Origin of the sequence: Burkholderia savannae (assembly GCF_001524445.2) — a bacterium.
Lineage (GTDB): Bacteria > Pseudomonadota > Gammaproteobacteria > Burkholderiales > Burkholderiaceae > Burkholderia > Burkholderia savannae.
Genome location: NZ_CP013418.1, coordinates 73,674 through 94,832 on the forward strand (window position 1 = coordinate 73,674; position 21,159 = coordinate 94,832).

The window sequence follows — 21,159 nt, forward strand, 5'->3', positions numbered from 1 at the left end:
AAGACGGGTGAACAGGGAAACGAACATGAAACTGCTTGCGAAGCCGCTCTTTGCGCCGCACATGTCGGTGGTCGAGCGCGCGTGGTATTTCGCGCTGCGCGGCCTCGTCGTGCTGACGCTGCTGTATCTGATCCTGCCTGTGCTCGCGATCGTGCCGCTGTCGTTCTCGTCGAGCACGTTCCTCGTCTATCCGATGCCGGGCTTCTCGATGCGCTGGTACGAGAACCTGCTCGCGTCCGACGAGTGGCGGATGGCCGCGAAGAACAGCTTCATCGTCGCGCCGGCGGCGACGCTCGTCGCCACCGTGCTCGGCACGCTCGCCGCGATCGGCCTCACGAAGGCGGACTTTCGCGGCAAGGGCCTGCTGATGGCGGTGCTGCTGTCGCCGATGATCGTGCCCGTCGTCGTGGTGGGCGTCGGCATGTATCTGTTCTTCGCGCCGCTCGGCCTTGCGAACACGTACACGGGGCTCATCTGCGCGCATGCGGCGATCGGCGTGCCGTTCGTCGTGACGACCGTCGCGGCGACGCTGCAGGGATTCAACCAGAATCTCGTGCGTGCGAGCCTGTCGCTCGGCGCGAATCCGCTGACGACGTTCTTTCGCGTGACGCTGCCCGTGATCGCGCCGGGCGTGATGTCGGGCGCGCTGTTCGCGTTCGCGACGTCGTTCGACGAAGTGGTCGTCACGCTGTTCCTCGCGGGCGCCGACCAGACGACGCTGCCGCGCCAGATGTTCACCGGCATTCGCGAGAACATCAGCCCGACGATCGCCGCGCTCGCGACGATCCTCATCGTGTTCTCGACCTGTCTGCTGCTTGCGCTCGAATGGCTGCGCGGGCGCAATGCGAAGCGCGCGGTGAGTTGAGGCCGTGGTATTCGGAAGCAGGCGCGGCGCGCCTCCGGTCGCGCCGCGCTTGTCGCCTGCCGCCTGCCGCCTGCCGTCAATCGAGCGCCGCGCGGTTGCGCGCCGCGCTCGCCCACGAACGCCGGTTCAATTGAAGCCGCCCGAGCGGATCAGTTGGTTCAGGTTCGAGATGTCGATGCTGCCCCAGCCGGTCGGGTAGTCCCAGCCCTTCGACGCGTTGTAGCCGTAGCCCTGATAGCCGTTGTTGCCGGACGTGATGTCGTAGCGCACGAGCGACGCGTGCGTCAGGATCGAGTGATAGAAGCGCGCGGCCGGGAAGCCGAGGTTCGCGCCGTTCGCCGACAGGATTCGCGCCCAGAAGCCGCTGAAGATCGGCGCGGACAGGCTCGTGCCGCCGATCTGCTGCAACTGGCCGTAGTTGTAGATGTAGGCGCCGGTGCTTTGCGCGGCGTCGAACGACACGTCGGGCAGTTTGCGGTGGCTGCCCGACTGCCACGACGGATTCGGCAGGATCGTGCTGATGCCGCCGCCCGTCGCCCACAGCTTGCCGTTGCCGTCGAGCCCTTCGTTCCACACGGTTTCGTTCGAGAACGCGCCCGACGACGACGTGTAGAGCGTCGTGCCGCCGATCGCGAGCACGTGCGGCGACGACGCGGGCCACGATACCGAGTAGTTCGAACCGTCCGGATAGCCGCGGTTGTTGCATTCGTAGACGCCTTCGTCGCCTGACGACACCGCGAACGTCTGGCCCTGCGCGGCTGCCTGCGTGAAGATCTGCTCCTCGGCGGAGAGCGTGCCGTCGGCGTTCGCGTCGGTCTCGCACCAGCCGAGCGACACGTTGATCACTTTCGCCGCATTGTCCGACACGGCCTGGTTGAACGCCTGCGTGAGGCCGGTGTTGCCCGACGCGTTGAGGTCGGCCATGTAGAAGATCAGTTGTCCGACCTGACCGCCCGCGGAGCCGACGATCGACTGGCTGTCGAGATCCCATTCGCCCTGGCCTTCCTGATCGTCGCCGTAGTTGCCGCCCGAGCCGTTGGTCTGTACGGTTTGCGTCGACACGTCCGGATAGCCGTTCGCGCTCGTGAACTGCTGCAGATCCGACAACGCTTGCGACACGCCGCCGATCGTCATGATGCCGACCGTCGCGTTCGTTGCGGTCGGCACGCCGGTCGCGTCGTAGAGCGCGGGGAATTCAGACGGATAGTGGCCCGTCGCCGTGCCGGACGCGAGCGCCTGCGGCTTCGCGATCGCGCCGATCTTCGAGAGCGGCCGCGCGCGCGCGACGTTCTGCAGGCCGAGCACGGAGCCGACGACATCGCCGAGCGCGCGCGGCACTTGCGCGCTCGACGCGTTCGCAAAGCCCGAGCGGCCCGCGTATTCGAAGTTCACGAGCGACGTGTTGAACGCTTGCTTCACCGTGCCCGCGGTGCCGCGCGCGGAGACTAGCATGCGGTTCGGCGCGACGCGAATGTCGACGAAGCCGCTCTTGCGCAGATAGTCGACGACTTGTTTCACCTGCGCGTTGGTGGGCGCGTAGTTCGACAGGAACTGCGCGCTCGTGATGAATTGCCGGTACTGCGAGCTATGCGGATCGTTGACGTTGCGCGCGATGGCCTTCAGTTGCTCGGCATTGCGCAGCTTCAGGCTGACCACGACGTGCGCCGCTTCGCCGGGCGCGACTTCGAGCGACGCGGCGTTCGCGTTGCGGGCGAGCGTCTCGATCTGCGCGTGATTCAAGAAAGCTTGGGTGTGCGTATCGACCCAATCCGTCGCGCCGTATGCGACGCCGGCGGCGAACGCGAGCGGCCACACGCAGGCAAGGCGCCTGCACAGCGGGGAGAGGGTGAGTGCAAAATCGGCGGTCCTGTTCATCGAGTGTGTCCTTTTGAGAGAGTGCGACGTTGTCAAGCTCTGTCCCTTGTGGGGACGAGAGCGCGCTAAGCGTATGCGAGCACTCCGCTGTCCGGTAACTGACAGTTCGAATAGCTGTCACTGTTGACAGAGAAAAAATGACACGCCCGTTCACTATCTGAGTGATGAACGGATGATGAAAGGAAAAAGGACGGCGAATGAAATTTATTAGGATGATGAATGAAAGAGTGTGACGCGTGCGCGCGACATCTCTGATTTTCGACGGGTTCTTCTAGTAGTTTGCGTCGTGGCGACGGGCGGGGCCGACAGCACGGCGTCGATAAACGCCGTTGCCGATGCGCGCCTGCGCGCCGCCGTGGCTCACGGACGAAGCAGGTCGAAACCGGCGAACACGACGATGCCGCTCATCGCGATCATCGGCACCGAGTGCCGTCCCAGGTAGAGCATCGCGGCCGCTGACCAGCTCGCGATGAAGAACGCACCGATTCGCTTCATGACGGATTCGCGGCAACGGCCGCGTCGACAAATGGCGCGGAACCTGCCTCCGCGCGTGGCTCGATACATGGGCGCGAGTGACTGGATGCATTGCGCGCCGAAGCGCTCATTATAGGGTTTTCCCTTGGTCTGATGTTTGACGCATCGACGCAGGCGCGCCGACGCCAACGCATGCGCTCGCCGTGAGGACTTTTTAACGAAGCGCATCGTTAGGAAGACTTTCGATATCCGTGCGCGCGGGACGCATGCCGACGCCCGCATGCCGCGCGTGAGCGGTACGTCCATTACGTGAAGAGGGCGCGGGCGGCGCGGGCGCGATCGGCGGCGCACCGCGCCGATCGCGCCTACCAATTCTGGCAGTTGGGTATTCGCTTTGCCGCCGTCTAGATTGATCTGGAATGCGTCGAACGGCGATGCTTCGGCATTCGAACGAACGATCGGGGAAAGGCCGGACGGCGTTCGACGAAGCATCGCATCCGTGCGGCCGCCGGCGATTTCGCGACGCGCTGCGCGAGTGCGCTCAACCGCGTCGGCGAGACCCCACCGAACCGGAAGCAGAAGGAGAAGACAAAAGCCGGAACGCCGACGAAACGGGGCCGCACGCATCGACGATATCTGCCTCGCATGGGACGCTCGTCGCGGACGAAGCCGCATGCACGCCTGGCTTGATCGATTCGACGCGCAATGACTTGGCGCGAATGCTTCGTCGTCGAACAAGGTCGTGCGCGGCACCCGTCTTCGACGAGACAAGCGCCGCTGGCGGAAATCGCACGACCCGAATCACGACGACGCACGGATGCGGTCGTGCCACACGAAAAATACATGACGGGGATCTTCAGATGTTCCGCGCATCCAGCATCGGCTTCGTTCGGGCACGCTCGTCGCGCGCCGCCTGGCACGCGTTCGCGGGCTGGGCCGCTTGCGTGCTGCCCGTCGCCGTGTCGCACGCGCCGTTGTTCTCGCCATGGAACGCGGTGGCCGCGATCGCGTTCGCCGGCGTCGGGGCGATGCGCGCTTGCCCCGACGCGCGCGCCGACGTGTCGCACGACGCAATGCCCGATGTGCCGGGCGACGTGTTGCCCGACGTGTCGCCCGACGTGTCGCCGATAGCGGGCGCGATCGCGTTGAGCGGCGCACTGCTGGCGGATTTCGCGTCGACCTATCCGGAAGCGGTGCTCGCGTTGTGCAGCGGCGCGTCTTTCGTCGAGGGCTGGGCGCTGCACGTTCGCCTGTTCCCGTTCACGATTGCGGCGATGCTCGGGTTGAGCATCCTGTGCGGCGCGCGCGGCGAGCGAAAGCGGCGAGTCCGCTTGCCGAGGCGGATCGTCGACGTCGTCGTCGCGCTCGGCACGATGATGTTCGCGATGAACCTGTCGGCGATGCTGCTGAAGACATGGGCCGATCTGGCAGGCTGGCCGTGGGGCGCGCACGGGCTCGTCTGCTCGATGCTGGTCGGCATGATGTTCCATCACGCGGCGACGCGGGCGATGGTCGATGCGATGAAGACAACGAGGGCAAGCCATGCGATCAACTGATCTCTATCGAATCGGCATCGTCGTCTATGACGGCGTGGATCTGCTCGACGTCGCGGTGCCGCACGAACTGTTCGACTGGTTGGCGCGGATCGAGCCCGACGTGAACCCCGACGCGCCGCGTCGCGAAACGCACCTGATCTCGCTCGACGGGCCGTCCGTCACGACGCGCGACCGTGTGACGCTCGGCGGCGATCTGCCGAGCTTTCGCGATTGCGAGCACATCGATCTGCTCTGGGTGCCGGGGGGCGAGCCCGCCGAGTTGCAGCGCCTGATGCTCGATTCGGCGCGCATGGATTTCCTGGCGCGGCAGGCGGCGTTGGCGGACTATGCGGCTTCGGTGTGCGAGGGCGCGCTGCTCGCCGCCGCGGCCGGTTATCTGGACGGCTACAAGGCGACCACGCATTGGGCGTTTCGCTCCTGCCTCGCGCTGTTTCCGCGCATCGACGTGGTGCCGGGCTATCCGCGCTACGTCGTCGATCGCACGCGCATCACGGGCGGCGGCATATCGTCGGGGCTCGATGAAGCGCTGCAAATCATCGCGCTGCTGTCCGGCGAGCTCGTCGCCCGCAAGGTCCAGCTCAGCATCCAGTACAACCCCATTCCCCCATTTTCCGATGGCGATCCTTCAGTCGCTCGCCCGCCCGTGCTCGCGCCGGGCGAGGGCGGCACGTGCGCGTTTCCCGGCATGGCGCAGACCATCGCCCGGGTGCTCGCCGAACGGCTCGGTCATCGGTGAATCCCGCGGCACGCCGAGGGCCCGCAACGCTACACGACAGAAGGAGTGGACATGTCCAACGTGAATGGATTGAGAGTGCGCCGGTCGGTGCGCGATCTTCAGAAGCTGTACGACAAGGGCGAGAAGAAGCCGCTCGAGGATCTCGTGCGCGCGTGGGCCGGCATCCAGGCGTTGCCGGCGTCGGATTTGAAATCGTTCTTCTCGCTCGGCGGCTATCACGGCCAGCCGTTCCAGTATCGGAAGCCGGTCGACGATCTGCCGCCCGAGGACATCTATCCGTACTGGGGCGGCTATTGCAACCACGGCAACGTGCTGTTCCCGACCTGGCACCGGGTGTACGTCTACAAGCTCGAGGAAGCGCTGCAGAGCATCGTGCCGGGCGTGTCGATGCCGTTCTGGGACGAAACGGACAAGTACACGCTCGAGCACGGCATCCCGTCGATCCTGACCCAGGAGACGTTCGAGCTGGACGGCAAGAAGATCGACAATCCGCTGCGCTCGTTCGTGTTGCCCGAAGCGCTGTCGGATCGCCTGCCGGGCGACGGCAACATCTACGAGAAGCCGAAGGGGTACGTCACGGTGCGCTATCCGCTGTCCGGCCTCGTCGGAACGCCGGAGGCGCTCGAGCAGACGAAGATCCACAACGCGAAATTCCCGTCGCCGGAGCAGAACGCCGAACTGCTCAACAGCAACGTGAAGGCGTGGCTGAAGGGCAACTCGCCGACGCCGGACGATCCCAATCCGACTCGCGACGGCGTCTATGCAGAATACATCCGCTGCCTGTCCGCGCCGAATTACACGGTGTTTTCCAACACGACTTCGGCGTCCGTGTGGAACAGCTCGAACCCGGGCCTCGTCACGCCCGTCGAATCGCCGCACAACGACATCCATCTGGCCGTCGGCGGCTTCGATTTCGGCGGCGGGCCCGGCGACGAAGTCGGGCAGATCGCCGGCGCGAACGGCGACATGGGAGAGAACAACACGGCCGGCATGGACCCGATCTTCTTCTTCCATCACTGCAATGTCGATCGCATGTTCTGGGTCTGGCAGAAGCAGACGGGCCATACCGACCATCTCGACATCATCCGCAACTACCCGGGCACGAACGCGAGCGATTCGCAGGGCCCGACGCCTGGCTTCGCCCCCGGCGAGTCGCTCAACCTCCAGACGCCGCTCAATCCGTTCAAGAAGCCCGACGGCGGAATCTACACGTCCGAGGACTGCGTCAACATCGAGCACCAGCTCGGATTCACGTACGGCCCGGGCTCGCTCGACGACGTCACGTCCGAGCTGAAGCAGACGATGCTGGCCGCGCCGAGTGGAAACAGCACGAAGAAGCTGACGGTGACGGGCATCGATCGTGCGCAATTCCAGGGTTCTTTCGTGATGAAGGTGTACGCGACGGTGGCCGATCCGAACGGCAAGACGCGCGAGTATTACGTCGGCCACCAGGCGATCCTGAGCCGCTGGAACGTCGTGCATTGCGCGAACTGCCTGACGCATCTGGACGTCGTCGCGCACTTCCAGCTGAGCATGATTCCGGCCGACGACGTGCCGAAAGCGGTGTTCCGGGTGGAAATCATCCATCGCGGCGGCGGCGTGCCGAGTGCGGCGAAGGCGGCCATCGATACGGTGTCCTCGTTGCAGCCGCGGTTCGAGGTGAGCGACTGAAGGCGGCCGAGTGCGGCCGAACGACGGCGGCGATGCCGCTCGCATCTTCGCCGGCGATTCTTTTACGTATGCACCCGGGCTCGGCCCAACAGCCGAGCCGGGCGCGACCAAGGAGGGCGAACATGAGCTACGACCCGGAAATCGGCAGCCTGGCGGGCATCTGGACGTACCGCAGCTTGATCAACAATCCCGACTTGTCGACGGATTTCGACAAGCTGGAGTTCGGCCGCGCGAACATCCAGATCGACAAGGCGCCGATGGGCGTCTTCAAGGGGCGCATCTACGGCGACGGCTGGGAGCTGACGCTGAGCGGCTACATCGACTACGGCGCGCCCAATACCGTGAGGTTCCAGGGGCGCGGCAAAGTGGGCGGCGAGGAGTGGATCTACGACTATGTCGGCTACCTGAGCCCGGCTTGGCCGAACGGCGTCAAGCAGCGGCCCGCGCTCGCCGGCTCGATCGTGCGCACCGCGCCGCATTCGAATGGAGCGGGCGGCGTCGCGCCCGCGGGCGTCGTGTGCTCGTGGTACGCGGTGCTCGACAAGCCGGCGAGCTGACGGCCGAATCGACCGATTCTCGCCTGTCAACGGCGGCGGGCTCGGCCGGGCCAGGCGCCGGCCTCGCACGCGTCGGCATGTCGGCATGTCGGCGCGTCGCGGGGCCGTTCAACGCTCATCACTTTCTCCCGCCCGTGCGCGGCGCAAACGTGCGCGGGCGCGATGCCGTCGCAGAGTCCCTGCGGATCGTCGAAGCCGGCCGTCGATCGCTGCGTCGATGCGCTCGGGCATCGGCGTATGCTTCTTAGGCGGATGCCACGACGCCCGTGCGCGGCACGGCGCGACACGGCGGCTCCTCTCTTGCCGCGGCGCGCGTATTGAACGATCCGGTTCGTCTTCCCGCCGTCATCGGATGGGGAATCGACGTGGCCGGTTGCCGCCGCCTCGGCCACGCGCCGACGTCGTTGGAACGAATGACCGAGGCGGGGCGGCGCCTCGATGCGCGGCGCCCGCCTGCGCGAAACGCCCGCCGCCGCGGCAAAGGACGCGATGACCTGGCTCGCCGATACCGTACTCGTCGTGCATGCGCTGATCGTGCTGTTCATCGTCGGCGGGCTCGTCGCGATCTGGGCGGGCGCCGCGCTCGGCTGGCGATGGGTGCGCGACCGGACGTTCCGGCTCGTGCATCTGCTCGCGATCGGCGTGGTCGCCGCGCTGGCGGCGCTCGGCGTCGATTGCCCGCTGACCGTGCTCGAAGATCAGCTCCGCGCCGGCGCGCCGAGCGCGCAGGGCTTCGTGCAGCGCTGGGTCGGACGGCTGCTGTACTACGACTTGCCGGCGTGGGTGTTCACCGTCGCATACGTGCTGTTCGCGCTGATCGTGTGGCTCGCGTGGCGCCGGATTCCCGCGCGCAGGAACCGATAGTTGCCGCAACGGCAGCACCCGTTCGACCCGTTGCATGCGCGGCCGACCGGCGATCGCAGAACAGATCGCAGACCGGATCGTCGACGGCATCGATGCTCGTCTTCGTTGAGCGAGCGGCGCCGATGCCGAATATCGGCAAAACGCGCCTGTGAGCTTTCGTAGTTGGACGCAGCCGCCGGCGGTTCGTACCTCGATGGATGCGGCATGCGAATGTTTCGTCATACGTAGGATGCGATTCGATCGTCGACACGCATGTTCGCGTTGACTGGCTACCCATGACTACTTGGAGGCGCCATGTCACGTGTGACCGATGTGCTCGTCGCAGTCGATCCGGAAACCATCCTGCAGAATCATCCGAATGCGATGAATTCGGCGAATCCGTTGCTAAGCGATCCGAAGTACATCTACATGATCACCAACAACGATAACGCGATCTCGGGGCAGGCCGGCGGCGAGCTGAATCTGAAGGCGGAGGTCGGCGACCTGATCCGGTGGCGCGAGCAGAGCATCTCGCTCGGCTTCGAAAAGCCGGTGATCTTCTACAAGTTCGTCGCCGACCAGGGCAGCGATCTGATCACGACGCCGACGCCGCGCATGGCGGAGACGTCGCTGCCGGTGCCGAACACGTCGGACCCGACGAAACCGAAATGCCAGACGGTGCGGAACTACTTCTGGTCGTCCGAAGTGCTGAAGCGCGGGAGCGTGACGTATCACTTCCAGTTCATGATTCTCGACCGCCGGTGCCAGATTTGCGGTTGCCATCAGTGGGACCCGTCCATCACGATCAAGTACTGACGTCGCGAGGGCGGGAATCCGATTCCGCCGGTGGTCGCCGTCGCCGTCGCCGTCGCGCTGCGTGGTGCGATCGCGCATGACAGCAAATATCTCTACGTGATTCGCGGCGGCGCCGAGCCGGCGCTCGGCCGCGACGACGGGCGGATTGTCGCGCCGCTCATGCCCGGCGACGCGCTTCATCTGCGCGAGGGCGCGCTGTCGTATCTGGGCGAGAAGCGCGTGCTGTTCTATCGAATGACGCCCGACGATGCGGGCGTCGTCGGCCCGATCGAGCTGCTGACGCGCGACGCGACGATCGTCGTGCCGAATCCGGGTGATCCGGAGCATCCGGAAACGCGGGACGTCATCGAGCATGTCTGGCGCGTGCCGATCGTGGCTGTCGGCTCGACCGATTGCGACGTGGATTTCATGATCGCCGATCGCGCATGCACGTCGCTGGCGCACTTTACGTGGCGGGTCCGGATCGAGGCGCGCGGCGACGAGTCGTCGTAGTCGGCGCGCAAACGGATCGTGGCGCGCGGGGCGTTCGCGACGCTCGCGGGTGCCGGCGAGCGTGCGCCGGAGGTGTCGACGCGGATGCCGATGTCGATGCCTATGCGCTGCGAGGCCATGTGCCGGCCGCTCGAAGCATGCGCGGCGGCGCTTGAAAAAAAAGCCCGGCCAGGCCGGGCTTCAAATCGACCGCGCACGCATTGCTGCGTTGCGCGGCCCCTGCAAAAACAGGATGCTTACGCTGCGAGCAGCGAGCGCAGCACGAACGGCAGGATGCCGCCGTGCTTGTAGTAGTCGACTTCGATCGGCGTATCGATGCGCAGCAGCACCGGCACGCGCTTCGTTTCGCCGTTCTTGCGATGGATCACGAGCGTGACGTCCTGTTGCGGCTTGAAGTCGTCGCCGAGCCCTTCGATGTCGTACGTTTCGTCGCCGGTGATGCCGAGCGACTGGATGCTGTCCGAGCCCTTGAACTGCAGCGGCAGCACGCCCATGCCGACGAGGTTCGAACGGTGGATACGCTCGAAGCTGCGTGCGATCACGGCCTTCACGCCGAGCAACTGCGTGCCCTTCGCGGCCCAGTCGCGCGACGAGCCCGTGCCGTATTCCTCGCCCGCGAACACGACGGTCGGCGTGTCGGCGGCGACGTACTTCATCGCCGCGTCGTAGATCGACAGCTGTTCGCCGCTCGGCTGGTGGATCGTCAGGCCGCCCTCGACGCGCGAGCCGTCGGCCTTCGCCGGGATCATCAGGTTCTTGATCCGGACGTTCGCGAACGTGCCGCGCATCATCACGTCATGGTTGCCGCGGCGCGAGCCGTAGCTGTTGAAGTCGGCCTTCTGCACGCCGTTCTCCTTCAGCCACTTGCCAGCCGGCGAATCTTCCTTGATCGAGCCTGCCGGGCTGATGTGGTCGGTCGTGACGGAATCGCCGAAGATGCCGAGCGCGCGCGCGCCCTTGACCGTGACGATCTCGTCGGCCGGCTCCATCGAGAATTCCGTGCCGAAGAACGGCGGCTCCGCGATGTACGTCGACTTCGGCCAGTCGTAGACCTGGCCCGATTCGCCCTCGATCTTGCTCCAGAGGTCGCCCTTCTTCGTGAGCTGCGCGTAGTTCTCCTCGAACTTCTTCGGATCGAGCGCGTACTTGAGCAGCGCGTGGACTTCCTCGCTCGTCGGCCAGATGTCGCCGAGGTAGATGTCGCGGCCGCCCTTGCCCTGGCCGACCGGCTCGGTCATCAGATCCTTCGTGATGTTGCCGGCGATCGCGTACGCGACGACGAGCGGCGGCGACGCGAGGAAGTTCGCGCGGATGTTCGGGTGGATGCGCGCTTCGAAGTTGCGGTTGCCCGACAGCACGGCCGCCGCGACGACGTCGTTCTTCGTGATCGCTTCGTTCAGCTCGGGCGTCAGGTCGCCCGCGTTGCCGATACAGGTCGTGCAGCCGTACGCGGCGACTTCGAAGCCGAGCTTCGCGAGGTAGGGCAGCAGGCCCGTCTTCGTCAGGTATTCGGTGACGATGCGCGATCCCGGCGCGAGCGACGTCTTGATGTGCGGCGCGACGGTGAGGCCCGCTTCGACGGCCTTCTTCGCGAGCAGGCCGGCGGCGAGCAGCACGCTCGGGTTCGACGTGTTGGTGCACGACGTGATCGCGGCGATCAGCACGTCGCCGTTCTTCACGGCGACGCCGTTGCTCGTCTTGTACTCGGCGGCGAGGTCGTCCGCCTTCTTCGCGAAGCCGTTTTCCGCGACGGGCTTCGAGAACAGATCGGTGAACGTCGACTTGACGTTGCCGATCTCGATGCGGTCCTGCGGACGCTTCGGGCCCGCCAGCGACGGCGCGACGCTCGCCAGATCCAGCGTCAGCGTCTTCGTGTAGTCGATCTCGCCCGCCTTCGGAATGCCGAACAGGTCCTGCGCCTTGAAGTAGTTCTCGAACGCGGCGATTTCCGCCTTCGTGCGGCCCGTGCCCTTGAAGTAGTCGATCGTCTTCTCGTCGACCGGGAAGAAGCCCATCGTCGCGCCGTATTCCGGCGCCATGTTCGCGATCGTCGCGCGGTCCGGCAGCGCGAGCGTCTTCGTGCCTTCGCCGAAGAATTCGACGAACTTGCCGACGACCTTCTCCTTGCGGAGCATTTCAGTGATCGTGAGCACGAGGTCGGTGGCCGTCACGCCTTCGCGCAGCTTGCCCTTCAGCTCGACGCCGACGACGTCGGGCGTGAGGAAGTACACCGGCTGGCCGAGCATGCCGGCTTCCGCCTCGATGCCGCCCACGCCCCAGCCGACCACGCCGATGCCGTTGATCATCGTCGTGTGACTGTCGGTGCCGACGAGCGTGTCGGGGTAGTAGACGGCGTCGCCGTCGTCCTTCTTCTTGTGGACGCCGCGCGCGAGGTACTCGAGGTTCACCTGGTGAACGATGCCGACGCCCGGCGGCACGACCTTGAACGTGTCGAACGCCTGCATGCCCCACTTCATGAACTGGTAGCGCTCGTTGTTGCGCTGGAATTCCAGTTTCATGTTCAGGTCGAGCGCGTCCTTCTGGCGGAAGTAGTCGATCTGCACCGAGTGGTCGACGACGAGATCCACCGGCACGAGCGGCTCGATCTTCTTCGGATTCTTGCCCGCGCGCTTCGCGACGCCGCGCATGGCCGCGATGTCGGCGAGCAGCGGCACGCCCGTGAAGTCCTGTAGCACGACGCGCGACACGACGAACGGAATTTCGTCGACGCGCTTCGCGTTCGGCTTCCAGTTGGCGAGCTGCTCGATGTGCTCTTCCGTGATCTTCTTGCCGTCGTAGTTGCGCAGCACGGATTCGAGCACGATGCGGATCGAGACCGGCAGGCGCTCGATCTTCGTCTTCAGTTCCTTGCCGAGCTTCGGCAGCGAGTAGAACTTGCCTTTGCCGGAACCGCTGTCGAATTCCTTGAGTGTTTTGTGGAGATTGTGGGCCATGGTGATTTCCTGGGTTTAAGGCTAGGAAAGAACTCTGTATTTGACGGCTAGATCACATACAGATCGACGTACTCATCGACCGGCATCGCTTCGAGCTTTGCCTGGTCCAGCGACACGTCGAGAATCGCTTGTTGCTGCTTCGCCGGGAACCGGCGCGCGAGATTCGCCCTGAACTTGTCGATGAGGAGCGGAATCCCGTCGGCGCGCCGCCGCATGTGGCCGATCGGATAGTCGACCGCCACTTCGGCGAGCGTCGATCCGTCGTCGAACTCGACCGCGAGCGCGTTCGCGATCGAGCGCCTCGTCGGATCGTGGTAATCCTTCGTGAACTGCGGGTCCTCGACGCACGTGATCTTCGCGCGCAACGCGTCGATCCGCGGATCGGCCGCGACCGCGTCCTCGTAGTCGGCGGCCGTGAGGCGGCCGAACAGCAGCGGCACGGCGATCATGTACTGGATGCAGTGATCGCGATCGGCCGGGTTCGCGAGCGGTCCTTGCTTGTCGATGATGCGGATCGCCGCCGCGTGCGTGCGCACCGTGATGCGGCGGATCTCGTCCGTCGAGCGGCCGGCGGCCGCGAGCTGCGCGTGCAGCGCCATCGCGGCCTCGACGGCCGTCTGCGCGTGGAATTCGGCCGGATACGAAATCTTGAACAGCACGTTTTCCATCACGTACGTGCCGTACGGGCGCTGGAAGCGGAACGGCCTGCCGCCGAACGACACGTCGTAAAAGCCCCAGGTCTTCGCGGTGAGCGCGGACGGATAGCCCATCTCGCCCGTCTTCGCGATCAGCGCGAGGCGCACCGCGCGCGAGGTCGCGTCGCCCGCCGCCCACGACTTGCGCGAGCCGGTGTTCGGCGCGTGGCGGTAAGTGCGCAGCGCCTGGCCGTCGACGAACGCGAGCGACAGCGCGTTGATCAGCTCGTCGCGCGTGAGGCCGAGCAGGCGGCCGACGGCCGCGGTCGACGCGACCTTCACGAGCAGCACGTGGTCGAGGCCGACCTGGTTGAACGAATTCTCGAGCGCGAGGCAGCCCTGGATCTCGTGCGCGTGGATCATCGCGACGAGCACGTCCTTCATCGCGAGCGGACGCTTGCCGGCCGCGATCGCGGTGCGCGACAGCCAGTCGGCCGTCGCGAGGATGCCGCCGAGGTTGTCGGACGGGTGGCCCCATTCGGCCGCGAGCCAGGTGTCGTTGAAGTCGAGCCAGCGGATCGCCGCGCCGATGTTGAACGCGGCCTGCACCGGATCGAGCTGGAATGGCGTGCCGGGCACCTTCGCGCCGTGCGGCACGATCGTGCCCGGCACGATCGGCCCCAGCAGCTTGGTGCAGGCGGGATACGACAGCGCTTCGAGCCCGCACCCGAGCGTATCGATCAGGCAGTGGCGCGCGGTTTCGAGCGCGAGCGCACTGTCGATGCGATGGTTCAGCACGTAGTCGGCGATATCGACTAGCACTGAATCCGGCTCTGGCCGGACGTTCGGGATCGGGGCGGACATCGAAGCTCCTGTCGACCAGTGTTGGCGCTTCGGCGCCGACTCTGGTCCCATGCAAGATGGTTGCTGTCGGGATCGACCTCAGTTCGCCGGCTTCAGCTCGTTCGACTGGGTCGGCGCGACGGCGTTGCCGGCCGCCATTTCGGGCGTCTGGCACTCGTCGGCGAGGCGGCTGTCGTCCTTGTCGCTGAAGAGCATGCCCTTCGTCGGGATCACGACGAGCTTCATGCCGCTTGCCGGGTCGTAGAACACGTCCGCGCCCGTCGTCGTCTGCTGGCGCGGCAGCTTGTAATTCTTGTTGGCCCAGTGGACCGTGACGATCTGGTCGCGCTTCATGTCTCCGGCCAGGTCGTACGAAAGGCCGTCCTTGCACGACCATTTGACCGCGCCTTCCGGCATCGGATCGGTCTTCGCGGCGGCGCGCGCCTGCGCCTTCTTGCTGCGCGGGATCAGGTGACGCTTCGGCGCGGGGCGCTTCGGCGTGGCCTTCTTCGCGGTGGTGGACGAATCCTGAGCGAACGCGCTCGGCGCCGCGGCGAGCATCGTAGCGGACAGAGCGCCAATGACGGTGGCGATCAGCAGTTTCTTCATGGAGTCAGAACCTTACGTTTAATCGGTTGAAAGGGCGGACGCACAGCTCGTCCACCGGGTTGAACTGCACGCGCCCCGGAAGCGCGCAGCGGCCGCTATTTTCACCTATTTGGCCCGTCGAATTCAGTTTTTGCGCCCCGTGCACCGTTCATCGTTCGTGTTGCCCCGTCGTGCGTTCGTCTTCGCCGCGAAAGAGCGGCGCCGATGCGGCCGGCAGCGGCTGGCCGGCCGCGCGCGCGCGGCGCAGCACCGACCAGTAGTACCGGTAGCTCGCGCGGTCGTGCAGCGCGTCGCCGTGGCGCGTCGGCCCCCAGTCGGCGGCCTGCGCGGCGAGCAGGATCTCGGTCGCGCGCGCAATTTCGCCCGCGCGCGGCGCGAACGCCGCGACGATCTCGCGGATCTGCGCGGGATGGATGCTCCACATCCGCGTATAGCCGAATTCCTCGCGCGCGCGGCGCGCGTCGCTCGCGACGACGCGCATCTCGCGCACCTCGGTCGTCACGTTGTGCGACGGCGTCTTGCCGTGCGCATGGCACGCGGCCGCGATCTCGAGCTTCGCGCGGCGCACGAGCGGATGGTCGAACTGGCCGGGCGCGCGCATCGCGTCGTCCGGGATCGCGCCGTGATGCGCGGACACGAAGTCCATCAGGCCGAAGCTCAGCGTCGCGACGCCCGGCAGCGCGGCGATCCGCGCGGCGTCGGCGAGCGCGCCGTGCGTCTCGATCAGCACGTCGACGGGGATCGGCTGCGCGATGCCGAGCTCGACGCGCGAAGCCTCGATGAACGCGCACATCTCGGCCGCGTCGGCCGCGCCGCCGACCTTCGGCAGCGTCAGGTAGGCGGGCGGGCGCGCCGCGCGCAGGATGATGCGGACGTCGTCGCGCCAGTGGGCATGGGAAATGTCGTGAATCCGGGCGCCGACGCGCCCGAAGCGGTTCGCATCGCCGCCGACGAGCGCCGCGACGAGCGCCGCGTGCTCGGCCTCGCGGCCGACGGCCGCGCCGTCCTCGCAGTCGAGCGTGATGTCGAAGACGGGGCCGAGCTCCGCCTGCAGCGCGAGCGATTTCAGCATCAGCTTTTCGCTGCCCGCGTAATGGTCGCAGCATGGCGGGATCGCGGGCGGCGCAACGCCTTCGTACAGCACTTCTGCGGGAGTGAGCGCGGACATCGGTTCTTCTGCGTCAGGTCAGGATCGGGGCCAGCGTGAAAATCGGATTCGTGCGGGCTCTGCGACGGCGGCCGGCGTGCGGCGCCGGGCGTAAAGCCCGTGCGAATCGGATCGATTCGGGTGGCCGGCGCGGCCGGGCGCGACGCCCGGCTCGCCGGCCGTCCGGGCCGCCGCGGCGCGGCGGGCCCGGACGAAGCGCTTTACTTCAGCAGGTGGGCGACGCCGTCGCGCTCTTCGAGCAGCTCGGCGAGCGTGCCGTCCATCTTCTCGCGCGAGAACGCGTCGATCTCGAGGCCTTCGATACGCTTGTACTCGCCGTTTTCACAGGTGACGGGCACGCCGTAGATGATGTCCTCGGGGATGCCGTACGAGCCGTCCGACGGAATGCCCATCGTGACCCACTTGCCGTTCGTGCCGAGCACCCAGTCGCGCACGTGGTCGATCGCCGCGTTCGCCGCCGACGCCGCCGACGACAGGCCGCGCGCCTCGATGATCGCCGCGCCGCGCTTGCCGACGGTCGGGATGAACGTGTCGCGGTTCCAGACGTCGTCGTTGATCAGCGTCAGCAGCGATTCGCCTTCGGCGGTCGCGAAGCGGAAGTCGGGGTACATCGTCGGCGAGTGGTTGCCCCACACGGCGAGCTTCTCGATCGACGCGACCGGCTTGCCCGACTTCGCGGCGAGCTGCGACAGCGCGCGGTTGTGGTCGAGGCGCAGCATCGCGGTGAAGTTCTTCTTCGGCAGATCCGGCGCCGACTTCATCGCGATGTACGCGTTGGTGTTCGCCGGGTTGCCGACGACGAGCACCTTCACGTCGCGGCTCGCGACCGCGTTCAGCGCCGCGCCCTGGACCGTGAAGATCTCGGCGTTCGCCGACAGCAGATCCTTGCGCTCCATGCCCTTCGAGCGCGGACGGGCGCCGACCAGCAGCGCGACGTCGGCGTCCTTGAACGCGACCTTCGGGTCGTCCGTGATCACGACGCCCGCGAGCAGCGGGAACGCGCAGTCGTCGAGTTCCATCACGACGCCTTTGACGGCGGCTTGAGCTTGCGGGAGGTCGAGCAGTTGCAGGATGACCGGCTGATCCTTGCCGAGCAGGTCGCCGTTCGCGATGCGGAACAGCAGCGAGTAAGCGATTTGACCTGCGGCGCCGGTGACGGCAACGCGCTTTGCGGGCTTAGCCATTGAAAATCTCCAGGACATTGAGCGTGGGACGCTAGGGAAAACGCCATTTTATGCGCGTTACGCGAAGCGTTGCTTTAAAGCAGGGCGGAGGACTCGCGGCATGCATGCGCGACGACGCCTGAAGATAGGCAGAGGCACGTGGCCCGGGACGCGCCGCAGCCCCGCGAACCCTTGCTCGCCCCGGAGTTTAGGAGCCGGCACGGGTAAAGTCAAACAGTATCTTATGTCTTATATAAGACAGATGTTTTGCAGGGAAAATTCTAGACGGAAAAGCGCGATTCGTGATGAAATGCGCGCCATGACTTCCAATCAGGCGAGCGCACCCAATCCGAACGGCCAGGCCGGCTCCACGCAGCCCGGCGGCGAGGCCGCGGCCGCGCCTTCGCCGACTTTCAGCCCGCTCTATCAGCAGATCAAGGCGCTCATCACGCAGAGCCTCGAGGCGGGCGAGTGGAAGCCCGGCGAGATCATCCCGAGCGAAGTGGAGCTCGCCGGCCGCTACAAGGTAAGCCAGGGCACCGTGCGCAAGGCGATCGACGAGCTCGCGGCCGACAACCTGCTCGTGCGCCGCCAGGGCAAGGGCACGTTCGTCGCGACCCACAGCGAGGAACGCGCGCAATTCCGGTTTCTGCGCCTGCTTGCCGACGACGGCGCCGAGCATCCGCACGTGAGCCGCCTGCTCGAATGCCGGCGGATGCGCGCGCCCGCCGAGATCGCGCGCCAGCTCGACCTGAAGCCGGCCGACCCCGTCGTCCAGGTGCGGCGCGTGCTCGAGTTCGACGGCGTCGACACGGTGCTCGACGAGATCTGGCTGCCGGGCGCGATGTTCCGCGGGCTCACGTTCGAGCGCCTGAGCGATTACAAGGGGCCGCTCTACGCGATGTTTGAGAGCGAGTTCGGCACCCGGATGATCCGCGCGAGCGAGAAGATCCGCGCGATCGCGGCCGAGCCCGCCGTCGCGGATCTGCTCGGCGTGCCGCCCGGCTTCCCGCTCTTGTCGGTCGAGCGCGTGTCGTACACGTATGGCGATCGTCCCGTCGAAGTGCGGCGCGGATGGTATGTCACAACCGGGTACTACTATCAGAACGATTTGAGCTGAGATTCGGGTTCAGGGTAAGGCGTAGCCTGAATCAAGGTAAGGCGAAACGACAGGTAATTGCGTGCCCCATGCGCGTAGCACGTTTCGTGAAGCGTTTATACCGTGAAATGCAACGCTCCAGAGCAGAGCTTTCGCTGCAGCGCGAAATAAAAAGGCGCTAAAATCACGGATTAGTGTGACAACATAGTAGGGGTCTAGCATGTCTGAAACAGTAAGAAAGCCGAGGCCGGAGTACCGGAACATCGGGTTCGGCGACATCACGCTCAAGTACCGTATGCCGCTCGCGGCTCGGGTTTCGATTCTGCACCGGGTCAGCGGCGCTCTGCTGTTCCTGTTCCTTCCTTTCCTGCTGTACCTCTTCGACCAGAGCCTGACGTCCGAACTCAGCTTCGAGGTCTTCAAGGCGTTCTTCTCCAACATCATCGTCAAGCTGATCGTCCTCGCGCTGTCGTGGGCGTTCCTGTTCCACTTCTGCGCCGGGATTCGCCATCTGCTGATGGACATGAACCACGACGCGGTGTCGAAGGAACGCGGCAAGAAGACGTCGGTCGTCGTGTTCGCGGTGTCGAGCATTCTCACGATCGCCGTCGCGCTCAAACTGTTCGGAGCATTCTAAGAAAATGGCAGCGAATAACCGTATCGGCTCGAAGCGCCTCGTCGTCGGCGCTCACTATGGTCTGCGCGACTGGCTCGCGCAGCGCGTCACCGCCTGCGTGATGGCGATCTACACCGTCATTCTGCTCGTCTGGTTCTTCACCGCGCGCGATTTCTCGTATGAGGGCTGGGCGTCGATCTTCGCGACGCAATGGATGAAGCTCGCGACCTTCGTCACGCTGCTTTCGCTCTTCTATCACGCGTGGGTCGGCGTGCGCGACATCTGGATGGACTACGTCAAGCCCGTCGGTGTGCGCCTGCTGCTGCAATCGCTGACCATCGTCTGGCTGCTCGCGTGCGCGGGCTACGCTGCGCAGATTCTCTGGAGAGTTTAAAGAATGGCTGCAATCAAAACTTCCCTGCCGCGTCGCAAGTTCGACGTGGTGATCGTCGGCGCGGGCGGCTCGGGGATGCGCGCGTCGCTGCAACTGTCGCGCGCGGGCCTCTCCGTCTGCGTGTTGTCGAAAGTGTTCCCGACCCGTTCGCACACGGTCGCCGCGCAAGGCGGGATCGGCGCGTCGCTCGGCAACATGAGCGAAGACAACTGGCACTACCACTTCTACGACACGATCAAGGGCTCCGACTGGCTCGGCGACCAGGACGCGATCGAATTCATGTGCCGCGAAGCGCCGAACGTCGTGTACGAGCTCGAGCACTTCGGCATGCCGTTCGACCGTAACGCCGACGGCACGATCTATCAGCGTCCGTTCGGCGGCCACACCGCGAACTACGGCGAGAAGCCGGTGCAGCGCGCGTGCGCGGCGGCCGACCGCACCGGCCACGCGCTGCTGCACACGCTGTATCAGCAGAACGTCGCGGCGAAGACGCAGTTCTTCGTCGAATGGATGGCGCTCGACCTGATTCGCGACGCGGACGGCGACGTGCTCGGCGTGACGGCCCTCGAAATGGAAACGGGCGACGTCTACATCCTCGAAGGCAAGACCACGTTGTTCGCCACGGGCGGCGCGGGCCGGATCTTCGCGGCGTCGACCAACGCGTTCATCAACACGGGCGACGGCCTCGGCATGGCCGCGCGTTCGGGCATCGCGCTGCAGGACATGGAATTCTGGCAATTCCACCCGACCGGCGTGGCCGGCGCGGGCGTGCTGATCACCGAAGGCGTGCGCGGCGAAGGCGGCATCCTGCGCAACGCGAACGGCGAGCGCTTCATGGAGCGCTATGCGCCGACGCTGAAGGATCTGGCGCCGCGCGATTTCGTGTCGCGCTCGATGGACCAGGAAATCAAGGAAGGCCGCGGCGTCGGCCCGAACAAGGATCACGTGCTGCTCGACCTGTCGCACATCGGCGCCGAGACGATCATGAAGCGTCTGCCGTCGATCCGCGAGATCGCGCTGAAGTTCGCGAACGTCGACTGCATCAAGGAACCGATTCCGGTCGTCCCGACGATCCACTACCAGATGGGCGGCATTCCGACCAACATTCACGGCCAGGTCGTCGGCACGTCGCGCGACCACAAGGAGCCGGTCAACGGCTTCTACGCGGTGGGCGAATGCTCGTGCGTGTCCGTGCACGGCGCGAACCGTCTCGGCACGAACTCGCTGCTCGACCTCGTGGTGTTCGGCCGCGCGGCCGGCAACCACATCGTCGAGCACGTGAAGAACCAGAAGGAGCACAAGCCGCTGCCCGCGGACGCCGCCGAATTCTCGCTGTCGCGCCTCGCGAAGCTCGAGAAGTCGACGTCGGGCGAGTACACGCAGGACATCGCGAACGACATCCGCGCGACGATGCAGAAGCACGCCGGCGTGTTCCGCACGTCCGCGCTGCTCGAGGAAGGCGTCGAGCAGATGGCGGGCCTGACGGAGCGCGCCGCCAACGTCCACCTGAAGGACAAGTCGAAGGTGTTCAACACCGCGCGTGTCGAAGCGCTCGAGCTCGCGAACCTGATCGAGGTCGCGCGCGCGACGATGGTGTCGGCGGAAGCGCGCAAGGAAAGCCGCGGCGCGCACGCGCACAGCGACTACGAGCACCGCGACGACGAGAACTGGCTGCGCCACACGCTCTGGTACAGCGAAGGCGATCGCCTCGACTACAAGCCCGTCCAAATGAAGCCGCTGACGGTCGAGTCCGTGCCGCCGAAGGCGCGTACGTTCTAAGCCAGCGCAAAGGA

General features: G+C 65.8%; 19 protein-coding genes. 12 read left to right on the forward strand and 7 right to left on the reverse strand.

Annotated elements, in window-relative coordinates:
• Positions 1-25: 25 nt before the first annotated feature.
• Positions 26-865, forward strand: a complete 840-nt coding sequence (locus tag WS78_RS21100; RefSeq protein ID WP_059576320.1) for an ABC transporter permease — start codon at positions 26-28, stop codon at positions 863-865.
• A 126-nt stretch (positions 866-991) separates the two neighbouring features.
• On the opposite strand, the gene WS78_RS21105 is transcribed toward WS78_RS21100, so the two are convergent.
• Together WS78_RS21105 and WS78_RS37185 are read right to left on the reverse strand one after the other, a co-directional pair.
• Complete coding sequence (locus WS78_RS21105; RefSeq protein WP_059576318.1) at positions 992-2,740, reverse strand: S53 family peptidase; 1,749 nt, start codon at positions 2,738-2,740, stop codon at positions 992-994.
• 360 nt (positions 2,741-3,100) lie between these two features.
• On the reverse strand, positions 3,101-3,706 hold the full coding sequence (locus WS78_RS37185; protein WP_197419421.1) for a hypothetical protein: 606 nt from the start codon (positions 3,704-3,706) through the stop codon (positions 3,101-3,103).
• Positions 3,707-4,074: 368 nt separating this feature from the next.
• Here WS78_RS37185 and WS78_RS21115 point away from each other — a divergent pair, with 368 nt between their 5' ends.
• The 7 genes from WS78_RS21115 (at position 4,075) to WS78_RS21145 (ending at position 9,885) form a co-directional block, all read left to right on the forward strand.
• Complete coding sequence (locus WS78_RS21115; RefSeq protein WP_059576314.1) at positions 4,075-4,770, forward strand: hypothetical protein; 696 nt, start codon at positions 4,075-4,077, stop codon at positions 4,768-4,770.
• On the forward strand, positions 4,757-5,506 hold the full coding sequence (locus WS78_RS21120; protein ID WP_059576311.1) for a DJ-1/PfpI family protein: 750 nt from the start codon (positions 4,757-4,759) through the stop codon (positions 5,504-5,506). Before WS78_RS21115 ends, WS78_RS21120 begins: the two co-directional genes overlap by 14 nt.
• A gap of 51 nt (positions 5,507-5,557) precedes the next feature.
• Positions 5,558-7,177 (forward strand): tyrosinase family protein, encoded by a 1,620-nt coding sequence (locus tag WS78_RS21125; protein WP_059576307.1) that lies wholly within the window; start codon positions 5,558-5,560, stop codon positions 7,175-7,177.
• A gap of 122 nt (positions 7,178-7,299) precedes the next feature.
• Positions 7,300-7,734 carry a hypothetical protein gene (locus WS78_RS21130; RefSeq protein ID WP_038743489.1) on the forward strand — a complete coding sequence of 145 codons (435 nt, stop codon included), beginning with the start codon at positions 7,300-7,302 and terminating at the stop codon, positions 7,732-7,734.
• 489 nt (positions 7,735-8,223) lie between these two features.
• The gene (locus WS78_RS21135) at positions 8,224-8,598 is read left to right on the forward strand and encodes a DUF2784 domain-containing protein (RefSeq protein WP_059576491.1); all 375 of its coding nucleotides are present in this window, start codon (positions 8,224-8,226) and stop codon (positions 8,596-8,598) included.
• A 294-nt stretch (positions 8,599-8,892) separates the two neighbouring features.
• On the forward strand, positions 8,893-9,393 hold the full coding sequence (locus WS78_RS21140) for an inclusion body family protein (protein WP_038743491.1): 501 nt from the start codon (positions 8,893-8,895) through the stop codon (positions 9,391-9,393).
• Between the two features lie 30 nt (positions 9,394-9,423).
• Positions 9,424-9,885 (forward strand): hypothetical protein, encoded by a 462-nt coding sequence (locus tag WS78_RS21145; protein WP_059576304.1) that lies wholly within the window; start codon positions 9,424-9,426, stop codon positions 9,883-9,885.
• Positions 9,886-10,121: 236 nt separating this feature from the next.
• Here the strand turns inward: WS78_RS21145 and acnA are convergent, their stop codons facing one another.
• The 5 genes from acnA to WS78_RS21170 all read right to left on the reverse strand — a co-directional run bounded on the left by acnA (position 10,122) and on the right by WS78_RS21170 (position 17,278).
• Positions 10,122-12,839 carry an aconitate hydratase AcnA gene (gene acnA, locus WS78_RS21150; RefSeq protein WP_038743494.1) on the reverse strand — a complete coding sequence of 906 codons (2,718 nt, stop codon included), beginning with the start codon at positions 12,837-12,839 and terminating at the stop codon, positions 10,122-10,124.
• A gap of 47 nt (positions 12,840-12,886) precedes the next feature.
• Positions 12,887-14,338 carry a bifunctional 2-methylcitrate dehydratase/aconitate hydratase gene (locus WS78_RS21155; protein ID WP_038743496.1) on the reverse strand — a complete coding sequence of 484 codons (1,452 nt, stop codon included), beginning with the start codon at positions 14,336-14,338 and terminating at the stop codon, positions 12,887-12,889.
• Between the two features lie 78 nt (positions 14,339-14,416).
• Positions 14,417-14,926 (reverse strand): hypothetical protein, encoded by a 510-nt coding sequence (locus WS78_RS21160; RefSeq protein ID WP_038743498.1) that lies wholly within the window; start codon positions 14,924-14,926, stop codon positions 14,417-14,419.
• A 148-nt stretch (positions 14,927-15,074) separates the two neighbouring features.
• Positions 15,075-16,094: an HpcH/HpaI aldolase/citrate lyase family protein gene (locus tag WS78_RS21165; RefSeq protein ID WP_038743500.1), complete on the reverse strand. Its 1,020-nt coding sequence runs from the start codon at positions 16,092-16,094 to the stop codon at positions 15,075-15,077.
• Positions 16,095-16,294: 200 nt separating this feature from the next.
• The gene (locus tag WS78_RS21170) at positions 16,295-17,278 is read right to left on the reverse strand and encodes a malate dehydrogenase (protein ID WP_059576301.1); all 984 of its coding nucleotides are present in this window, start codon (positions 17,276-17,278) and stop codon (positions 16,295-16,297) included.
• Between the two features lie 298 nt (positions 17,279-17,576).
• On the opposite strand from WS78_RS21170, the gene WS78_RS21175 reads away from it, so the two are divergent.
• The 4 genes from WS78_RS21175 to sdhA all read left to right on the forward strand — a co-directional run bounded on the left by WS78_RS21175 (position 17,577) and on the right by sdhA (position 21,145).
• Entirely contained in the window at positions 17,577-18,377 is an 801-nt protein-coding gene (locus tag WS78_RS21175; protein WP_081989283.1) for a GntR family transcriptional regulator, read from the forward strand.
• Positions 18,378-18,576: 199 nt separating this feature from the next.
• The gene (gene sdhC, locus WS78_RS21185) at positions 18,577-18,993 is read left to right on the forward strand and encodes a succinate dehydrogenase, cytochrome b556 subunit (protein ID WP_059576299.1); all 417 of its coding nucleotides are present in this window, start codon (positions 18,577-18,579) and stop codon (positions 18,991-18,993) included.
• A 4-nt stretch (positions 18,994-18,997) separates the two neighbouring features.
• Positions 18,998-19,366, forward strand: coding sequence for a succinate dehydrogenase, hydrophobic membrane anchor protein (gene sdhD / locus WS78_RS21190; RefSeq protein ID WP_038743509.1), 369 nt, complete (start codon positions 18,998-19,000; stop codon positions 19,364-19,366).
• A 3-nt stretch (positions 19,367-19,369) separates the two neighbouring features.
• Entirely contained in the window at positions 19,370-21,145 is a 1,776-nt protein-coding gene (gene sdhA / locus WS78_RS21195; protein WP_059576296.1) for a succinate dehydrogenase flavoprotein subunit, read from the forward strand.
• Positions 21,146-21,159 lie beyond the last annotated feature (14 nt).

Bases quoted from the DNA above. Each gene is read 5' to 3' on its own strand.
- WS78_RS21100 (WP_059576320.1), top strand. From the start codon at position 26: ATGAAACTGCTTGCGAAGCCGCTCTTTGCGCCGCACATGTCGGTGGTC.
- WS78_RS21105 (WP_059576318.1), bottom strand. From the start codon at position 2,740: ATGAACAGGACCGCCGATTTTGCACTCACCCTCTCCCCGCTGTGCAGG.
- WS78_RS37185 (WP_197419421.1), bottom strand. From the start codon at position 3,706: ATGCTTCGTCGAACGCCGTCCGGCCTTTCCCCGATCGTTCGTTCGAAT.
- WS78_RS21115 (WP_059576314.1), top strand. From the start codon at position 4,075: ATGTTCCGCGCATCCAGCATCGGCTTCGTTCGGGCACGCTCGTCGCGC.
- WS78_RS21120 (WP_059576311.1), top strand. From the start codon at position 4,757: ATGCGATCAACTGATCTCTATCGAATCGGCATCGTCGTCTATGACGGC.
- WS78_RS21125 (WP_059576307.1), top strand. From the start codon at position 5,558: ATGTCCAACGTGAATGGATTGAGAGTGCGCCGGTCGGTGCGCGATCTT.
- WS78_RS21130 (WP_038743489.1), top strand. From the start codon at position 7,300: ATGAGCTACGACCCGGAAATCGGCAGCCTGGCGGGCATCTGGACGTAC.
- WS78_RS21135 (WP_059576491.1), top strand. From the start codon at position 8,224: ATGACCTGGCTCGCCGATACCGTACTCGTCGTGCATGCGCTGATCGTG.
- WS78_RS21140 (WP_038743491.1), top strand. From the start codon at position 8,893: ATGTCACGTGTGACCGATGTGCTCGTCGCAGTCGATCCGGAAACCATC.
- acnA (WP_038743494.1), bottom strand. From the start codon at position 12,839: ATGGCCCACAATCTCCACAAAACACTCAAGGAATTCGACAGCGGTTCC.
- WS78_RS21155 (WP_038743496.1), bottom strand. From the start codon at position 14,338: ATGTCCGCCCCGATCCCGAACGTCCGGCCAGAGCCGGATTCAGTGCTA.
- WS78_RS21160 (WP_038743498.1), bottom strand. From the start codon at position 14,926: ATGAAGAAACTGCTGATCGCCACCGTCATTGGCGCTCTGTCCGCTACG.
- WS78_RS21165 (WP_038743500.1), bottom strand. From the start codon at position 16,094: ATGTCCGCGCTCACTCCCGCAGAAGTGCTGTACGAAGGCGTTGCGCCG.
- WS78_RS21170 (WP_059576301.1), bottom strand. From the start codon at position 17,278: ATGGCTAAGCCCGCAAAGCGCGTTGCCGTCACCGGCGCCGCAGGTCAA.
- WS78_RS21175 (WP_081989283.1), top strand. From the start codon at position 17,577: ATGACTTCCAATCAGGCGAGCGCACCCAATCCGAACGGCCAGGCCGGC.
- sdhC (WP_059576299.1), top strand. From the start codon at position 18,577: ATGTCTGAAACAGTAAGAAAGCCGAGGCCGGAGTACCGGAACATCGGG.
- sdhD (WP_038743509.1), top strand. From the start codon at position 18,998: ATGGCAGCGAATAACCGTATCGGCTCGAAGCGCCTCGTCGTCGGCGCT.
- sdhA (WP_059576296.1), top strand. From the start codon at position 19,370: ATGGCTGCAATCAAAACTTCCCTGCCGCGTCGCAAGTTCGACGTGGTG.